At 32.9% G+C, this 17,425-nt stretch carries 15 protein-coding genes and 1 tRNA gene; 3 read left to right on the top strand and 13 right to left on the bottom strand.

The window, feature by feature from the left end; translation table 11 throughout:
- Nucleotides 1-6: 6 nt before the first annotated feature.
- The 8 genes from ACE94K_RS01715 to ACE94K_RS01680 all read right to left on the bottom strand — a co-directional run bounded on the left by ACE94K_RS01715 (nt 7) and on the right by ACE94K_RS01680 (nt 8,770).
- Entirely contained in the window at nt 7-795 is a 789-nt protein-coding gene (locus ACE94K_RS01715) for a class I SAM-dependent methyltransferase (RefSeq protein ID WP_378179055.1), read from the bottom strand.
- A 27-nt stretch (nt 796-822) separates the two neighbouring features.
- The gene (gene hemW / locus ACE94K_RS01710; protein ID WP_378184194.1) at nt 823-1,959 is read right to left on the bottom strand and encodes a radical SAM family heme chaperone HemW; all 1,137 of its coding nucleotides are present in this window, start codon (nt 1,957-1,959) and stop codon (nt 823-825) included.
- A gap of 64 nt (nt 1,960-2,023) precedes the next feature.
- The gene (ruvC, locus tag ACE94K_RS01705; RefSeq protein WP_378179052.1) at nt 2,024-2,581 is read right to left on the bottom strand and encodes a crossover junction endodeoxyribonuclease RuvC; all 558 of its coding nucleotides are present in this window, start codon (nt 2,579-2,581) and stop codon (nt 2,024-2,026) included.
- Between the two features lie 50 nt (nt 2,582-2,631).
- On the bottom strand, nt 2,632-3,111 hold the full coding sequence (locus tag ACE94K_RS01700; protein ID WP_378179049.1) for a hypothetical protein: 480 nt from the start codon (nt 3,109-3,111) through the stop codon (nt 2,632-2,634).
- Nucleotides 3,112-3,232: 121 nt separating this feature from the next.
- A complete protein-coding gene (locus ACE94K_RS01695; RefSeq protein WP_378179046.1) occupies nt 3,233-4,414 on the bottom strand; it encodes a tetratricopeptide repeat protein in 1,182 nt (393 codons plus the stop codon).
- Nucleotides 4,401-4,772 carry a BlaI/MecI/CopY family transcriptional regulator gene (locus ACE94K_RS01690; RefSeq protein WP_378179043.1) on the bottom strand — a complete coding sequence of 124 codons (372 nt, stop codon included), beginning with the start codon at nt 4,770-4,772 and terminating at the stop codon, nt 4,401-4,403. Before ACE94K_RS01690 ends, ACE94K_RS01695 begins: the two co-directional genes overlap by 14 nt.
- 34 nt (nt 4,773-4,806) lie before the next feature.
- Complete coding sequence (locus ACE94K_RS01685; RefSeq protein ID WP_378179040.1) at nt 4,807-6,915, bottom strand: peptidylprolyl isomerase; 2,109 nt, start codon at nt 6,913-6,915, stop codon at nt 4,807-4,809.
- Between the two features lie 34 nt (nt 6,916-6,949).
- Nucleotides 6,950-8,770: a M56 family metallopeptidase gene (locus ACE94K_RS01680; RefSeq protein ID WP_378179036.1), complete on the bottom strand. Its 1,821-nt coding sequence runs from the start codon at nt 8,768-8,770 to the stop codon at nt 6,950-6,952.
- A gap of 279 nt (nt 8,771-9,049) precedes the next feature.
- Here ACE94K_RS01680 and ACE94K_RS01675 point away from each other — a divergent pair, with 279 nt between their 5' ends.
- Nucleotides 9,050-9,550, top strand: coding sequence for a DUF456 domain-containing protein (locus ACE94K_RS01675; RefSeq protein WP_378179033.1), 501 nt, complete (start codon nt 9,050-9,052; stop codon nt 9,548-9,550).
- Nucleotides 9,551-10,126: 576 nt separating this feature from the next.
- Here the strand turns inward: ACE94K_RS01675 and ACE94K_RS01670 are convergent.
- The 3 genes from ACE94K_RS01670 to trxA form a co-directional block, all read right to left on the bottom strand.
- Nucleotides 10,127-10,200, bottom strand: a tRNA-Asp gene (locus tag ACE94K_RS01670).
- A gap of 86 nt (nt 10,201-10,286) precedes the next feature.
- Complete coding sequence (locus ACE94K_RS01665; RefSeq protein ID WP_378179030.1) at nt 10,287-11,216, bottom strand: DUF58 domain-containing protein; 930 nt, start codon at nt 11,214-11,216, stop codon at nt 10,287-10,289.
- Nucleotides 11,217-11,339: 123 nt separating this feature from the next.
- Entirely contained in the window at nt 11,340-11,657 is a 318-nt protein-coding gene (gene trxA / locus ACE94K_RS01660) for a thioredoxin (protein WP_299605517.1), read from the bottom strand.
- Between the two features lie 263 nt (nt 11,658-11,920).
- On the opposite strand from trxA, the gene ACE94K_RS01655 reads away from it, so the two are divergent.
- Nucleotides 11,921-12,280, top strand: coding sequence for a hypothetical protein (locus tag ACE94K_RS01655; RefSeq protein WP_378179025.1), 360 nt, complete (start codon nt 11,921-11,923; stop codon nt 12,278-12,280).
- Between the two features lie 7 nt (nt 12,281-12,287).
- Here the strand turns inward: ACE94K_RS01655 and ACE94K_RS01650 are convergent, their stop codons facing one another.
- Nucleotides 12,288-13,505, bottom strand: a complete 1,218-nt coding sequence (locus tag ACE94K_RS01650) for a cytochrome c3 family protein (protein WP_378179022.1) — start codon at nt 13,503-13,505, stop codon at nt 12,288-12,290.
- A 54-nt stretch (nt 13,506-13,559) separates the two neighbouring features.
- Nucleotides 13,560-15,440: a tetratricopeptide repeat protein gene (locus ACE94K_RS01645; protein WP_378179019.1), complete on the bottom strand. Its 1,881-nt coding sequence runs from the start codon at nt 15,438-15,440 to the stop codon at nt 13,560-13,562.
- Nucleotides 15,441-15,752: 312 nt separating this feature from the next.
- Here ACE94K_RS01645 and ACE94K_RS01640 point away from each other — a divergent pair, with 312 nt between their 5' ends.
- The gene (locus ACE94K_RS01640; RefSeq protein ID WP_378179017.1) at nt 15,753-17,312 is read left to right on the top strand and encodes a thiol-activated cytolysin family protein; all 1,560 of its coding nucleotides are present in this window, start codon (nt 15,753-15,755) and stop codon (nt 17,310-17,312) included.
- The last annotated feature ends 113 nt before the right edge of the window (nt 17,313-17,425 follow it).

Raw genomic sequence — 17,425 nt, 5'->3', positions numbered from 1 at the left:
AAATTCTTAATCTACAGTTTTGACTACAAGAAGCAGATAATCTCCATCTGTATTTTCATAGTTTTTTATAACATCTTTTATTTCACCTGAATTTATATCTTTTTCTAAAGCATTTAGACCATTTTCTACTTCTGAAGCATTAGAAAGGGATGAGAAAGATGATATTCCATGCCTTACTTCAGCTTTAAAGTATAGTTTTGGATTATGTTTTCCTGAATATAGAAAAAGATCTTCTATATCGGGTTTAACAAAGTACTTTTCTGTCTTCTCTATGACCAATCCATTTTTATGTAAGCTCTTTTTGACAGCATCTAACGAAGGCATTTGATTCATTGAATCTTCTAACATTTTTGGAAAGTAATTGCATAACCAATAACCTTTCATTTGTTTTGGAGTAGCGGTGAAAATCACAATATTCCCTGCTGGTTTTAAAACTTTACGAAGCGATTTAAAACCTTGATCCAGACTATCCCAATGATGCAGCGTCAAACTTGCTACTATTCCGTCGATACTATTTTCTGAAAGCCCTAAAGTTTCAGCCTTTCCAATTTCCCAAAGTACATTATTGCTTGGGGTTTTAGCTTTTTCTAGCATCTCGGAAGAAGGATCAATACCTATAAAACGATATCCTTTTTTGTCAAATTGTTTTGTGTAATTGCCTGTACCGCATCCAATATCTAAATATGTTCTGTTGGTTGAAGGATTAAGAAGTGTATGTAATCTATTAAAAAGATAAGGATCTGCTTTACGAGTGGTATTATAATTGGTTCCTATGACATCATATTTTTCTTGCATGATCCTGATTTTGGTTTAGGAAATAGCTTACCCTAAATTTAACAAGAAAAGATCACTTGCGATACCATCACTTAAAAACTTTCCTTTTTTAGTAACAGCCAATATATCTCCATCAAGAAATAAAAGATGTTCATCAAGATGTTTCTGTGCTTGCTTCAACAAATATTCTTTATAGGTAAGTCCGAAATTATCTTCTATTTTTTGTAGAGAGACTCCCCAAATAGTTCTCAATCCGGTCATTACATACTCATTATATTTGTCTGTAGTTGTTAGCGTTTCAATCTCTCTTGGGAGTTTGTTTTCCTGAAGTGCTTTGATGTACTTTATATTGTTATTAATGTTCCAGCTGCGTTCTTTTCCGTTATAGGAATGTGCAGAAGGACCAATACCTAAATAATGTTTGCCTTGCCAATAGGCCGTGTTATTTTTGCTAAAATATCCGGGTTTTCCAAAATTAGAAAACTCGTAATATTCGAATCCGGCGTGTTCCATGGTTTCTACAAGAATGTCGAAATGTTCCTGAGCCAGTTCATCCTCTACCGGTGAGATAATTCCTTTTTCGATGAAAGACGATAATGCAGTATTTGGTTCTACTGTTAATGCATAGCTGGAGATATGCGGGACTTTGGTGTCCAAGGCTATCTGTAGATTTTCTTTCCATCGTTCTGAAGACATTCCCGGAATTCCATAAATCAGATCTATTGATATATTATCAAACTCACGAGTTGCTATAGACAAACAATCCAAAGCCTCCTGAGCATTGTGGGCGCGATTCATTAGTTTTAGGTCTTCCTCGAAAAAAGATTGAATGCCAATACTAAGACGATTTACTTCCGTGGCAGCTAGTGATTTTATATATGCTTCTGTCAAGTCATCAGGATTAGCTTCTACTGTGATTTCTACATCATCGGAAACAAGGTAGTTTTCGTAAATTGTATCAATGATAAATTTTAATGCAGAAACAGAGAAAATACTTGGAGTTCCACCACCAAAATAGATAGTTTCAATAACTTGGTAGTCATCAATTTCTGATCTTCGTAATTTGATTTCGTTACATAATGCAAAAACCATTTGATCTCTTTTCTTAGTTGAAGTAGAAAAGTGAAAGTCACAGTAGTGACAGGCTTGCTTACAAAATGGAATATGTATATAGATGCCGCTGATGATATTCGATTTTAGAATTATGAGACACGATTTCGATTCTCATATCAAAATTCGTAATTCTTAATTACTTTTTTACTCTTTTTTCATTCTGTTTTACAAAAGCTGCCCAACCAGTGTAATTTTTACCAACAATGTCTGCTCTGCCCATATTGTAGAAATGACAGACAGCCGCCGCCAATCCATCTGTGGAGTCTAGGTTTTTAGGAAGGGTTTTTAATTGCAAAAGACTTTGCAACATTTTTGCTACCTGTTCTTTACTGGCATTACCATTACCGGTGATTGCCATTTTGATTTTTTTTGGAGAATATTCTGTAATTGGAACCTCTCTGCTTAATCCCGCAGCCATTGCGACTCCCTGAGCACGGCCAAGTTTTAACATCGATTGTACATTTTTACCAAAAAAAGGAGCCTCAATAGCTATTTCATCCGGATGATAGGTGTCTATGAGTTCTACGGTTCGTTCAAAAATTAGTTTTAGCTTTAGATAATGATCATCATATTTGCCAAGCTGCAACTCGTTAAGTTGTAAAAAAGACATTTTTTTCTTCACCACCTTGATCAACCCGAATCCCATAATGGTAGTTCCTGGATCGATACCCAATATTATTTTTTCATTTTCCAACAAATCACGAATTTCTACAAAACTAAGGAATTAAGAATAAGAATTAGTCCTTAATTAATACGAATTACTAGTGGTAATTTATAGCGCGTATTCACAGGTGTACTTCTTGTATGGGCAGGCTCAACTTCAGGAAGTTGATCTATGCTTTCTTCTAAAATATCCTTAAAATCAGGAATTTGGGAGGTGATAATATCCGGAACCAAGAAATCTTCGAGAACAATGTCTCCTTCTTTGGTAATAAGCAAAGGAACCCAAATCGTATCGTTAATAGATTCTGTTACGGTTATCGTGTGATCTGTAAGATGATTGCTGATGTGTTTATTTATCAAGTTCTGAAAACAGTTCTTCTGCTCCTCTTCAGACGCATGTTTACAAGCTTCAAACAAAGGAGGTTCATCCACTTGGTTTTTATCAATTTCGTTCCACTTTTCTTTTAGGACCTCTTCTTGATTCTCTTTTTTAACAATTAAATGATCACAAGAACAAAATGTGAATATCAAAACATATATAAAATAGAACCTTTTAGTCATCGATAATTTTATTGGCTATTAAAACATTGAATGGTATTCATAAGCGCATAAAATTAAAGCTTTTTATTTAGAAGAAGAGAATAATCAGAAACGGAAGATCATATTTGATATGCCTGAAAGACTAATTTCTTTGCAAGTTTTGTTTATTCTCTTCTATTTCTTCTTCTAACGCTGCAACTCTTTTTTTGACGATAAAATTGAAATAATTTTTTTTATCAGTATCATCACCAAATTTTTCTAAGAATACGTTATAATATTTTAATTTGGCTTCTGGATCTTTATAGTAAGCATCGGCAAAAGTAGCTAACTGATATTGTGCCCTCATATAATTTGGATTTTCTTTTAGCGCCAGTTTTGCTTGTGCCATCGCTTTTTCCCATTTTTCTTGATGTCTGTAAACCATAGCGATGTTAAGAAGATCTTCTTCTATTGGTAGATCTTTTAAGGTCAAAGCCGCTCTATAACTATCCAAAGCTTTATCATAGTTTTTTACGGTAACGTATGCATCACCCAAACGAGTATATCTTAAAGGAATTTTATCATTGTATTGTAATGCCATCTGATATTGCTCTATAGCAAGATCATAATCGTAATTTTTATGATAGCACAAAGCCAAAGAAGCATGTATGAACTCATTACTATAGTTTAAAGAAAGTAACTTTTCGAAATAGGGTATAGCTTCTGGATAATACTTTCTAAGCAAATAGTTTTGTGCTAATACATTAAGCAATTCGGGATTTTCTGGATAAGATGATAATCCTTGGTTGGCTATGTCAGATACTACGTTGTATTTCCTTTTTCTAAGATAATACATAGCAACTTCGAAACAACTTTTCTGATGGGTACTATCCAGCTTAAAAGCGGTTTCAAAATACTGTATTGCTGTAGAATCTTTGAGTTTTTTTTTAGCCAAACCCAAGCGATATTGAAAGTTAGGGTTGGAGTTATATTTATCTACTAAATTAGAATAAACACTATCGGCTTTTTTAAATTTATTGGTTGACATTAACAGCTTAGCATATGCTAATTTTACAGAAGTTAATGTGGTATCCCGACGTATGACTTCTTCGTAATATTTTAATGCTTCCGAATAGGTTCCTTTAGCTTTATGAGCTTTAGCAATTTGTAGAAATACATGTATATCCTTCGGGTTTATTTTTTGATAGATATTGATCGCTTCGGTGTAATTTTCAATATTATATAAACTATCAGCAATTTTTATATCAGAAGTTTGCCCCTGGACTTTTACAAATATCAGTGGTATAATTAGTAAAAAGGTTTTCAGACCGTTACGAATTATCATTATTGTTCTTATTGATTTCTTTAAGTATGGTTTCTAAATCTTTGATATTCATATCGTTTTTCTTTACAAAAAAGGAGACCATATTTCTAAAAGAACCATTGAAGTAATTGTTCATTAATTTATTTAATGACTGATTACTATATTCCTCTTTTTTGACTAAAGGAAAATATATATATCCTTTACCTTCTTTACGATGAGACACAAATTCCTTATTCTCTAAAATCCTAATGATTGTAGAAATAGTATTGTATGCCGGTTTGGGTTCCGGCATTTTTTCTATAATGGCAGCTACGTTTCCTTCATTGAGCTCCCATAGGAGTTGCATGACTTCTTCTTCTGCTTTGGTGAGTTGCTTCATTTAATTGATTGTATTGAGTCTTATGTTAAGTTTATTATTGAATTTTTAATATATAAAGGTCTCCTTTATATTGACCATTCATATCAGAAGTTAACATTGCTTTTGCTTCTTCTAAAGTGTCATATCTTTCCAGATATACATATAGATACGAATCTTTAGGGTTTGCGAAAAACTGAGGATTTAATCCTTGTTTTTTAAGCTTTTCCATTCCCTTTTCAAGATAATTTTTATGTTTGTATATGTTGGTTATCAAATAGTAACCAGTTTTAATATTGTGTCCTTCTATATATGATAAAGACTCTGTAAGTACTGCTTCACCTTTAATAGGATGTTTAACTCCTTGTTTTTGTAATTTTTTTTCGGCTTCTTTTCCAACATTAAAAACAATAGGTAATGAGTATAGTACATTTACTTTTTCTCCTTGAGATTCTCCCGGGATCATTTTTGGTAAAGAACCGATGACTCTTTTCGCTTCTTCTTCTAATTCGATAGCAGGGGCTCTGGATTGAACTTCTACAATATTCCCGGTAGTATCAATTTTAAATCGTACGTAAATTCTATTGACTCCTGTTAAGCCAATAGATTCTGCAATTTTGGTATTGAAGTTTCTATTTACAAATTTCTTAATCTCTTCAGATACACATTTCTTAATTAAGGTTTGATCCTTTAGGTCTTTACAGAATTCTGTTGTTGGAACTTTTTCGACAGCCGCAAAAGGAATGTTTTGTTCTCTTAAGATTAAAATATGCCTTATATCACGTTCCTGATCTTTAATTTTCTCTACCGTAAGAATATGCCATCCAAACGGAGTTCTAAAAGGTTCAGAAATTTCTCCTTCTTTTAGGCTAAAAGCGACATCCTTAAATTTTTGGTGGAAAGGATCATCTGGTTTTATAGAGTATAGTCCGCCATTTCCTTTAGACCCGGGATCTTCCGAATACAAAACAGCACGGCTAGCGAAGCTTTTTCCGTTTTTGATAATGTCATTTTTAATTTCTAATAGTTGGTCTACTATTTTTTGGTCTATTTTTGATAAAGAATCTCTATTTATGGTTTGCTGGTAAGATTTCTCAATAATTTCTTTTTTTGGGTTGTTTTTCTCAGTATCCAACACCTTTTTTTCCTGGATTGGATCTTCTAATTCTCTGTCAGTAGTAGATTCTTTCTGAGAAGAAACCTCATTTACTTCTTGATTATCAGATAATGAATTAGTGAACTCCTCGATTTCATTAGTGATTTTTTCACTTGAAATACTAGCAAGAGTCATTGCCTTTTGTGAAAACGCAGTGAAGGTTACCATTACAATAATGAGAGGAACAATTGCTAAATATTTAAGCTTAGCATTAGCTTTTGATTTCGTTTTTTGAAGCATGATGATTCTTTTCTTAAGTAATTGATGATTGAAAAAATTATTAGCAAATTTTACATCTGTTGTCTGAAAATTTGCGTTGAGTAATTGCTCATAGTATTCACGTTTGCCTAAAAGTTTGATAGCAGATGCATCCGAAATGTACTCGTGCAACGCAACAATTCTGGAATGGTAGATGTAGGTCATTGGATTAAACCAAAATATGATTTTAATAATCTCAAACCATATAAGATCCAAGGTATGTTTTTGTTTTAGATGTACAATTTCATGTATTAAGATTTGTTCTTTTTCTGTGTCAGACAATTGGTTTCCTATATAAATAGTATTCCAAAAAGTAAACGCATCTTTAGTGTTAATTAATACTCTTACAGGAAATTCATTAATACTTCCTTGCACAGAGCGTTTCTTTAGAGAACGGATAATGAGTATTTTCTTTATAAAGAAGTACACCGCGACTAAAATACCGATTGTATACATTACCAGCCACCAGTTGATGTCCAAGGATGAGATAGTAGTAGTATTTGCTACTTGGACTACATTGTTGTTTATGATATTTTCACCAATAAACACCGTTGGTAAATCAATAACATAATCATCTGGTATAGTTTCTTGTATGCTTTTAACTTTTATAAAAGGTAAAGTCAATGATAGCAAAGAAGTAATCAAAAGATATACCCTATTCACAGTAAAAAAAGTATCCTTTTTATGAAACAGATCGTAAGCCAATAAGAATATTAGCTGAAATATCACGGTTTGAATAATGTATTGTAGCATATCTTTTTAGTTTTAATTTTTCTAATGTGTTGTATTAGTGGTTGTGTTCCTCTAGCATGTCTAAAGTGATGGAGTAGGAGGGTACATTCATCCCTTGTGGTGTTGTAATCACATTGAAATCAAGAATATCTTCTCCTTTTTCTTCCATTAGTTTCTTTTTGAAGGAAAGTTCACACTTTCCATTATTCGAGTTTTCTTCATAACCCTCTCCATAGACAATGTTCAAATGATAAATACCATTAGGAATATTTCTAGCATAATACTCAGTGTTTTTAGGTAAATATACTGTTCTTATGACTTCAGAAGTCTCAGTAGTAACTATGTCAACAATCAGTTCAGCATTTTTTCCACTGGTAAATTTTAGATAATTATCAATGTTGTAGTCATATTTGTTATCTCCCAGATTTGCACAGTAAGGTTCTGCTTCTTTTTTAGAGATTTCATTTGCTCCCGGAGATATTTTATTACGATATTGTTCAGCCAGTTTTTGAGCCATTTTCTTTCTTTCTTCACTATCATTATTGTAATCATTTGATAAATCTAATGCCAAAGTGTAGGAGGGGACATTCTTTTCTTTACCATTCATTATTATCCGAAAGTCTAAGACATCCTGTCCCATTTCAGAGGCTAATATTTTTTCAAAACTTCCACTACACACCCCATTGACTTCTTTTTCTATATATTTTTCGCCGTATACAATATCAACTCGATAGACTCCTTCAGGAATGTTTCTAACAAAATATTCTTGAGATTTTGATAGCAACACAGTTCTAATCACTTCCTCATTTTCCAGAGATACTAGTTTTGCAATAAATTCGGATTTTTCACCATTTTTCAGTTGTAAATAATTATCTAATCTGTAATCAAATGAAGATCCCCAAACAAGGCATTTGGGTTGTTTGGTGGTATTAATATTGTCCTGCTGAGCTGTTTTTGAATCCTCTTGTGTTAATGCATTCTCATTTGATTTTAAAGCTGAGGTGTCCTTACACGATGTGTAAGTAAGAATACCGGTAATCACCGGAATTAATAACAGGTATTTAAATTTTGCAATAGATTTGGATTGGGACTTTTGTAACATAAGTATTCGTTTTTTGATTAATGATTGATTAAAAAATTGATTGATGAACGTTATTTTTTCTGTCTGAAAGGCAGCATTTAATAACTGTTCTATATAATTTCTTTGATTGACTTTGTTGATGGTAACTGAGTCAGCAATGTATTCGTGCAGCAAAGTAATTCTTGCTTGATAAAAATAAATTAAAGGATTCCACCACAATACTATCTTCAATATTTCGATGGCTATTTGATCAACAGTATGCTTATGATTTACATGAACAAGTTCGTGTGAGATAATATTTTTCTTTTCTTCTTCGGTTAAAGTATCTCCTAAAAATATGGTATTCCAAAATGAAAAAGCGTGAGAACTGTTCGGTAGTATCACAATTCTTTTGTCAAATGCTCTGGAAATATTAGAAACATTTTTTAAAATATGAAGTTTATGAAACTTAAGAACAAGATGCACAAGACTAAGAACTATCCCAGTTACATATATTACTAACCACCAGTTAGTAGGTTGAGAAGTATTTTCTACATTAGTTTGAGCGGTATTTATATTGGAAATTATACTATCCGTAGATGCGATAATCGTACGCTCAATATTGGATACATAACTCAAGGTAGAACTTGAGCTTAAAAAATCAATTTCTATAAATGGTAATATCAAAGATAGAAATGGTACCACCAATAGATACAATCGATTCCAGGTAAAAAAAGTGTCCTTTTTGTGAAATATATCATAGATCAATAGGAACAATAGCTGGAATATTAAGATTTGAAGCAGGTAATGAAACATTTTTTCTTTTACTAATAATAATTTAGAGTATTATGTCAATCTTGAGCCTGTGCAGCATTAATTTATTTTGATAAAATAAGGCAAAGACTCAGATTGACGACCCCAATATGATGATTTAGACAATTAGATCTTTTCAACTAAGATATTAGTTGAATGACAAATATAGGTTTTTTTTTGATTTAACTAAACTTTTAGTTAAAAAAATTAAATAAAATACTAGTTTACAAATATGTCTTTTATCCGTAACAAAAAATGATAATTATAGTCTTATAGGGAAGTATGGATATAGCATTGGTAATTATAGGTTTCATTTTGTGTCTGGTTGGAATTACAGGAAGTTTTCTACCAGTCTTACCAGGTCCTTTTACCTCTTGGATAGGTTTGGTAATATTGCATTTCACCAATGTTATTCCGCAAAATTGGACATTTCTCGGGATTACACTAGGTATAGCCTTACTAGTATGGGTGCTGGACTATATTGTTCCTGCTTGGGGTACGAAACGCTTTGGAGGCACAAAATATGGAATGATAGGTACTTCTATCGGTCTTATTGTCGGATTACTTTTTTTTCCTCCATTTGGTATCATTATTGGTCCTTTTGTAGGTGCATTTGTGGGTGAATTGATCAAGGATAGTAATAACTCTTCTAAAGCTTTAAAGGCTGCTTTTGGATCTTTTCTCGGTTTTCTTGCCGGGACTTTTATCAAGTTTGTAGTCTCTATCGCTTTTATTATTTTATATATAAATAAGGTTTGGCAATATTGGGGAGAGCTGTTTTAGTTAGGGAGACCAATTATTTACATAAAATTTAATTGTTAGAAAACAAAAAAGAGCGTCTCCACGCTCTTTTTCTTCACACAAATCATCTTAATTTAGGGGCTTATTCTAAAATTAAAACTCACTTTTATAAAAGCTTTCATCTTGGGGATAATGAAAGCACTAACTCATTTTCACTTTGTAAAGATAATACAAAATTTATAACAACCAAACTTTTTGTGTATTTTATCGTAAAAAAAGTACATTTTAACATTATTTATATAGGATTTAATCACTATTGTAAGAAATAAGCCACATATAGATTGAAATATTTTTAAGGAGAAAATAAAAGATCAATTTTTGGAAGTTTAAAATGTAGAAGATATTACTATTGGAGTAGTCAATGGATTTCAAAAAATAATTTGCACAATCACTACAATTGATTTCGATCTGCTAGGAATTAAAAAAAGCCTCTCCATTTTTCAGGAAAAGCTTCTCATTGGTTTACTACTAAACCACCCACGCAACAGGCGTGGGACAACACAACTTTGTTCATTGCAAAAAAAAGCTTCAATGTTAGTTGAAGCTTTTGCAATTTTGCGGTCTGGACGGGACTCGAACCCGCGACCCCCTGCGTGACAGGCAGGTATTCTAACCAACTGAACTACCAGACCATTGCCTTATTGCGGATGCAAATATACACCTCATTTTAATACTCACAAATGTTTTTCTAACTTTTTTTGAGTTAATTTTCTTTATTTTATACAAATTTCTGCCTTTCAACTAAATAGGTAGTGAGGATTTTATCAAAATCTTTTGTAATATCAGCTTCTACATACTTTATTTTATACTGGGAACATTTTAGTTTTAGATCATAAAAATAAGATGCCACAGCTTGCTTGTAGTTTTCCTTAATGTTATCAGCATAAAGATTTACGTGTTCACCTGTTTCTACATCTATAAACCTAGTGGGGCGATTGCTAAAATCAAAATTTAACTCTCTCTCACTATCAAACGTGTGAAACAATACCACTTCGTGTTTATTGTACTTAAGATGTCTTAGTGCTTCAAATAGTTTTTCCGGACTCGAGGTGGCTTGTAGCATATCGGTAAACAGGAAAATTAATGACCTACGATGAATTTTTTCTGCTATCTGATGTAAAAAAGTGTAAGTGTCTGTGTTTTTTGCATCTGGTGTATCGGTTACGATTTGACTTAATTTGCTCAAAAGCATTTGATGGTGTCTCTCGCTTCCTTTTTCTTGGGTGTAATAATCAAAGGTGTCACTATAAATACTTAGACCAATGGCATCCCTTTGTTTTTTTAAAATGTTCATCAGACAAGCCGTAGCAAGCACAGAAAAACTTATCTTGTTTAAGGACCCCAGATGATGTTCTTTTATCTCTGGGTAATGCATAGAGGATGAATTGTCAATGATGATGTGACATCTTAGATTAGTTTCTTCTTCATACCTTTTTGTAAATAACTTATCGGTTTTAGCATAAAGCTTCCAATCAATATGTTTAGTGCTCTCTCCGTTATTATAAACTTTGTGTTCTGCAAATTCTGCCGAAAATCCGTGAAAAGGACTTTTATGCATTCCGGAAATAAAACCTTCTACCACTTGCTTTGCTAATAGCTCAAGATTAGTGAAACCTCCCGTTTTATTAATTTCATTTTGAATATTCATGATCCTAAAGGATTATGTAATAGATTATAGACTAATAGCAAACAATATACGGATAAGTAGGGTACATTTCATAAAAAAGGGTTGACAATCCGCCAACCCTTTTTCGTTTAATTTGTAATTCTTTTAGATCAATGAATCTAATGCTTCTGCATATACATTCTTTGGAGAAACACCTACTTGACGACCCACTACTTCTCCGTTTTGGAAAACTAATACAGTCGGAATGTTTCTTACACCATACTTAGCTGCAAATTCTTGGTTTGCATCTACATCAACTTTACCAACAACTGCTTTTCCTTCGTATTCTTCGCTGATCTGTTCTATAATTGGACCTACCATTCTACAAGGACCACACCATGCTGCCCAAAAATCAACTAATACAGGTTTGTCGCTTTTAAGTACCACTTCATCAAAAGTAGCATCTGTTATTTCTAATGCCATGTTATCTATTGTTTAAAAATTCTTATTCTTTTTAATTTCACAAAATTAGTCAATAATTCTGCCAAAGCTTACAATCATAATATTTGTTTTGACTATAGAGTTATTGAGTTTTCTGATACCAAATATATAGTAAATCAATTAGACGCAGAATTATTCTTTCAATCTTTGGTTGATTTACACTTATGTTGAATCTTTTAATAAAGCAAAAAGAACAACCAATATTAGATAAAAATTAACATTATATTTACAGCGATAAAAATAGAATGAAAGAAATCGAACTTCCATATTGTAATCTTGCTTTTAAAGAGTGTCACGCGATTTTAGAAATGAAGCCTAATTCTGCAATTACAATGGAAACAGCTGCAGAGATTACAAAGTATCTTGAAGATTTTTATAAAAGAAGAAATTTTATATTTATTACTCATAGAAAATACCCTCACGATATTGACCTAAATGTTTACAGTGGCCGAATATTAAAAAATATGATCGGTTTTGCTATTGTTTCTAAAAATCCCGAAGAAATAAAAAGGGCTTTGATGGAGCAGCCTTTGTGGAATGAAGCATTTACTTTCTTTGAAGAACTTGCAGAGGCAGAAGACTGGGCCAGAAGTTTTTTTGATTAAATGCTTCCTACTCGTAAATACCTATTAGATGGGTTCTAACATCAACCGAAACTTCATTTCCTTCAGGTAACTGTATTTTCATTGTTTTACTTTTTGCTAATGGCATATGGCATTGCACACAATCATTACCCATTTTTTCAATTTCCTTTGAGTCTCCCGAACAACGAAAAGGTTTTGGTAATTTGGAGTGACAATCCATACATTTTTGATTAAACATTGTAAGATTTCCCCTTTCCTTTTTATGTGGATCATGACACGTGGTGCAGTCAAGAGAGTTGCTGTTCGTAAAACATTTGCTGGCTTTTAGCAAACCATACTGATTTCCGTGTACGTCCAGCTCCCCAAGACTTGACTCATCGTAATCAGGAAATGAAAAATTTTTAAGTGTATCCCCCACCATAAAAGAAAAAGCACGTTCTGTGGTTTCTGTTCTTAAACCAGAATGACATAGGGCACATGCATCTAATCGTTGTTGTCTGGATAATGAGCTGTACTTCATGATGTGTTTGGCAATCTTATCTTCTGGATTTTGTTTGTGATATTTAACGTGATCCTTTACAGGTCCGTGGCAGCGTTGGCAATCAATTCCATATACCAAATTTTCTCGATGAAACTGGTTACTGTTTTTATTATCTGATATATTTTGGGCATAAGTAGTATGGCATTCCAGACAACGTTCTAAAACGGGTCTGGCAGGAGCTAACTGATCCGGAGCACCTGGGCTATTGATCCAGCTATCTGTGGGAGTAAAATATGAAGCTTGTAATTGAAACAAGTTATTTTTATTCCACATTAAATAAGATTGTCCTTTTGTTCCTGATCCTACCACTAAATCCATTTTGGCTGAGTAAAAAGGTGCATCCTGATTGCCGATTACAGGTTCTTGGTAAAAGCCAGAATTCTTTTCTATGAATTTAAAAGTGACATTATCGTTTAGCTGAAAAGTATTTTTGCCTAGTTCAAAGCTACCTTTGATCGTATTTTTTGTAGCAGGCTGAAAGGAATTAAAATGTGCTGTTTGATAATGATTTTCTACAATCTGTTGATGACATTCAATACAAATAGAAGAATCAATAAACTCCATTCCGTTAATGTGTGTAGCGACCGGAGTGATGGCAATATATTCACTTTTGTTATTAGCGTTTTTTGGATTGAAAACGAAATACAATACAATTCCAAGAATAATAATACCAATACTTATAATGTATAATGTATTCTTTTGCATAAGCTCTGATCTGTGATTCTTTTACAAGATAGGATAATTTTAAAATAGACCCATTTATAATGTATTTAAGAATTGGTATAGGTCTGTTTCTTTATCCAGGTTTAATTTCTTTTTTAATCGATACTTTGATTTCAGAACACTATCGGGCAGTACATTAAGCATAGTGGCAATTTCTTTGGTAGTAAGATTCATTCTTAAGAATGAAGCCAATCGTATTTCTTTTTCAGAGATTTCGCTGTAGATGGATTTAAGCTTGTTGTCAAAATTATTGTGTACATCAGCAAAGTAAGATTTAAACACCTCCCAGTCTTTGTCTTCAGCACTTTCTTTTTTTAGAAGCATGACCAAACGTCTAAATTCTACTTTAAAAAGTTCAGGAGAATTCTTAATACGCTCCAGATTATCCTTTAATTCCTGGATGAAACTATTTTTTTGAACTAGATGTAATGTTTGCGAAGTCAATTCTTTCTTTTTAAACTCGATTTCTTGTTTATAAATCGCTTCTTGGTTTTCACGTTCAATTCTATTCTTTTTTAATCGTTGTCTGAATCCAAAAAATAGTAATCCCGAGACGGCGATAAATGAAATCATTCCTCCTGCATATAAAGTTTTACGCAGGTTGCTTATTTCTACTTCTTTGTTCAAATTTTCGATTTCTTTTTCTTGAATTGCTAGAGTAGCTTCTTTCTTTTCGGTTTCGTATATAGTTTGAAGTTCTCTGATTTGTTTCTCACGATCTTTATTATTAATACTGTCGTTTAAGGTTAGAAATTGTTTGTATAATTGTAGCGAGGTAGTCACGTTGCCCAGCTTTTCTTCAATAATAGCGCTAGTCTCTAAAGCATCTTTCTCAAGTTTTAGATTTCCTATACTCTGAGCAATAGCTAATCCTTGTTTTATATTGGCTCTCGCTTTTATCAATTGATTTAGGTCGTTATTGCATTTTGCAATCTTAATATGAGCCTCTGCACGGTTGCGATCATTATTGTTATTGGTATTATTTTCTAAAACTAAATTATATTGTGATAATGCTTTTTCGTAGTTTTTCATTTTGTAATGTGTGTCACCTAATCCAATTATAGCAGGCATCAAAACCTGTTTTGCATTGAGCTTTTTTCTAATTACTGCTGCTAACTCATAGTATTTTAAAGCTTCTTGATACTCTCCAATTTTCAGATAAGTTTTACCTATTCCTATTTGTGTTGCTCTAATTTGGTATTCATTACCTTCATCCTTTGCAATTTTTAAAGCTCTTTGGTAAGCCATTAAAGAATTTTGATAATCTTTTTGTTCAAAATAAATCTTGGCGATACGAAGGTAGCCTCTTCCTACACTTTCATTATTTGACACTTCTTCATATACTCCAATCGCTTCGTATATAAACTCTATAGATTTTTGGTAATGACCCATGTTCAGGTATGCTAAACCAATATTTTCAGTAGATTTGGCTGCGGCTAGGGTGTCTTGCATCTTTTCGAAAACCATCTTTGACTGTTTATAACTTTCTATAGCATCGAGGTATTTATCCTGTAACATCTGTATAACTCCTATTTGGTTTAATGCAGATGCCTCTCCCCACAAATGTCCAAGTTCTTTATTAATAGCGAGCGCTTTTCTAAAGTTTAATGCAGCAGAATCATATTCTCTTTGATAATAATAGACAATTCCCAAGGTATTATAAGCACCTGCTTCACCTCTTGGTCTGAAAGTTTGTTTTGCCAAAGACAGCGCCTTTTTGATATAATTTTTGGCTTTTTCGGCATCAGAACTTGCATATTGATATCCCAAATCATTGTATGCTTTAATCTTTGTGGTATCCGAAGTTTTTTGATCGTTAATTAATCTTAACAAACTATCTGATACTTTCTTATTTTGAGCATGATTTTGATACGTAAATACTATAGAAAATGCGATGATCAAGTAAAAAGATTTCATTGTGTGGTGCGCTTTTATTTTTAACTAAGTTAACCAATTAATCAATTGGTTATATCAAGTTGTCTACAGTGCTTAACCATAATTTATTCTGTTGAAACAAGCTTTTTATTGATTCTTTTTCAATCCTTTTACATTCTAAAGGCTTGTAAATAAAGGTTTTTTATTGAGTTGATCTTTGAAAATATTGTTGAAGTTATTTTTTCATAAATATCTGATTTTCAATCCTTGTCCATACTTTGTCCATACCAAAAATTAGGTGTTAGGTGGCTTTTAGAATAGTTTTGACTCGTTGAATCAAAAAAAACACAAATCATGAAAACTTCAATTTTAAAAATGCCCCAAGCGTTTATGTTAATTTTTGCGATAAGTACACTAATTGCATGTAGTTCTTGTAGTAAGGATGAAGATGCTATTCCTTCAGAACCTACGAATCCCGAAGCAAATACTATTAACGATTTTATTAACAATCTTGATTATGATCCTAATCAATTATTGGGGGTAGAAGAAACAGGTGGAGAGGCTTTATTAAAAACCGCCGGAGATAGTTCTACAGATACATCCTATGGCGAAGGAATCAATACAACATGTGTTAGGGTAAATTACAATTTGAAAGCTAATTTTGAAGATGTAGCTATTCTTCGTCCTACCAACGGAATAATTTGGCCTGGAGCACTGGTAATAGGTAACCAAACGATGAGAGATGGTCTGCCTGAAGCATTTACATTAGGAAGAGCGCCAATGACGATCCGCCTGGACTTGCCTGGTATTGGTGAGGCAGGAAATATAAGAGTAGAAGATCCTAGAAACTCTAATGTGCAATCCAAGATCGATGAGGCATTAGAATATTGGAATGCTAATGCCTACCAAGAAGGTTACGTAAATGCGGCAAATTCATCCTATGCAGCAAGTACTTCGTATTCATCTAAGCAAATGAGTTTAGAGGTAGGTTTAAATACCGAGTGGGCGACAGGAGATGTATCTGCTCAATTTAATTATGAAACTACTTCGACCAGAAGAGTGGCTATTATGGTATTTAAACAAGTTTTTTATACCATAACTATGGATACGCCCGATAATCCAGCCGATGTTTTTAAAGCTGATGTGCCATTGACACAAATTGAGAATGCACTTAATTCTTCAACACCACCGGCATATGTGCATTCGGTAAATTATGGTAGAATTATTATGTTTAGAATGGAGACAACGGCAGAAGCTACTGAGACTGAGTTAACAGGTGCTTTTAATTATGCAAGTGGAGTGACTAATGCCTCAGGTGATTTGGCATTAAAATATAAGGAAATTTTAAATGAATCTAATATCACTACCGTCACTATTGGAGGAAATGCAGCTGTTGCCTCTGAAGCAGTATCAGCAACAAATTTTGGTGACTTGCAACCTATTATCAAAGGAGAAAATGCAGTGTATAGCAGAAATAATCCAGGAGTTCCTATTGCTTATACCATTCGTTTTTTGAAAGATAATACGTTGGCAAAAATGGGATATTCTACAGATTATGTTGCATTGAATTGTACTACAGCGGGACGAGTACATAATGAAATCCGATTTATCAATAGGTTGGCAGATAATTTTAGAATTGGAATAGAATATAAAAGCAAATTAAGCCCTACTGGAAATGTAACCTATAATGATATAGATTGGCAAGATAATACTACTGATGGGGCAATTACCTCAATTACGCCCCCTGATGGTGCTTATGCTATCTACTACCACGTAGAGCGAGACAGGTTTGGTAATAGTGGTTATGAAAGTAAACTTAGGGATAATATGAATGATTATGTGAATGAAGAAGAAGATTGCTGGGAATCCTATAGAACGTTTGCAGGTTCTGCTGAGGTAAGAGTGTGTCAATAAGTCAAATTTATTATTTTTAAAGTCGGCATTATAAGTTGTGATTCAACAACTTGGTGCCGGCTTTTTAGTGAAACTATATTTTAAATTTACTGTAAGTAAAGAATTAAGATAGC

The organism is Aquimarina besae (assembly GCF_042434905.1).
Classification (GTDB): domain Bacteria; phylum Bacteroidota; class Bacteroidia; order Flavobacteriales; family Flavobacteriaceae; genus Aquimarina.
This window is presented reverse-complemented; position numbering and strand designations above follow the sequence as displayed.

Excerpts from the sequence above, each read along its gene's own strand:
- ACE94K_RS01715 (WP_378179055.1), bottom strand. The coding sequence starts at position 795 with ATGCAAGAAAAATATGATGTCATAGGAACCAATTATAATACCACTCGT.
- ACE94K_RS01645 (WP_378179019.1), bottom strand. The coding sequence starts at position 15,440 with ATGAAATCTTTTTACTTGATCATCGCATTTTCTATAGTATTTACGTAT.
- ACE94K_RS01685 (WP_378179040.1), bottom strand. The coding sequence starts at position 6,915 with ATGCTACAATACATTATTCAAACCGTGATATTTCAGCTAATATTCTTA.
- ACE94K_RS01695 (WP_378179046.1), bottom strand. The coding sequence starts at position 4,414 with ATGATAATTCGTAACGGTCTGAAAACCTTTTTACTAATTATACCACTG.
- ACE94K_RS01690 (WP_378179043.1), bottom strand. The coding sequence starts at position 4,772 with ATGAAGCAACTCACCAAAGCAGAAGAAGAAGTCATGCAACTCCTATGG.
- ACE94K_RS01650 (WP_378179022.1), bottom strand. The coding sequence starts at position 13,505 with ATGCAAAAGAATACATTATACATTATAAGTATTGGTATTATTATTCTT.
- ACE94K_RS01675 (WP_378179033.1), top strand. The coding sequence starts at position 9,050 with ATGGATATAGCATTGGTAATTATAGGTTTCATTTTGTGTCTGGTTGGA.
- trxA (WP_299605517.1), bottom strand. The coding sequence starts at position 11,657 with ATGGCATTAGAAATAACAGATGCTACTTTTGATGAAGTGGTACTTAAA.
- ACE94K_RS01655 (WP_378179025.1), top strand. The coding sequence starts at position 11,921 with ATGAAAGAAATCGAACTTCCATATTGTAATCTTGCTTTTAAAGAGTGT.
- ACE94K_RS01700 (WP_378179049.1), bottom strand. The coding sequence starts at position 3,111 with ATGACTAAAAGGTTCTATTTTATATATGTTTTGATATTCACATTTTGT.
- ACE94K_RS01680 (WP_378179036.1), bottom strand. The coding sequence starts at position 8,770 with ATGTTTCATTACCTGCTTCAAATCTTAATATTCCAGCTATTGTTCCTA.
- ACE94K_RS01665 (WP_378179030.1), bottom strand. The coding sequence starts at position 11,216 with ATGAATATTCAAAATGAAATTAATAAAACGGGAGGTTTCACTAATCTT.
- ACE94K_RS01640 (WP_378179017.1), top strand. The coding sequence starts at position 15,753 with ATGAAAACTTCAATTTTAAAAATGCCCCAAGCGTTTATGTTAATTTTT.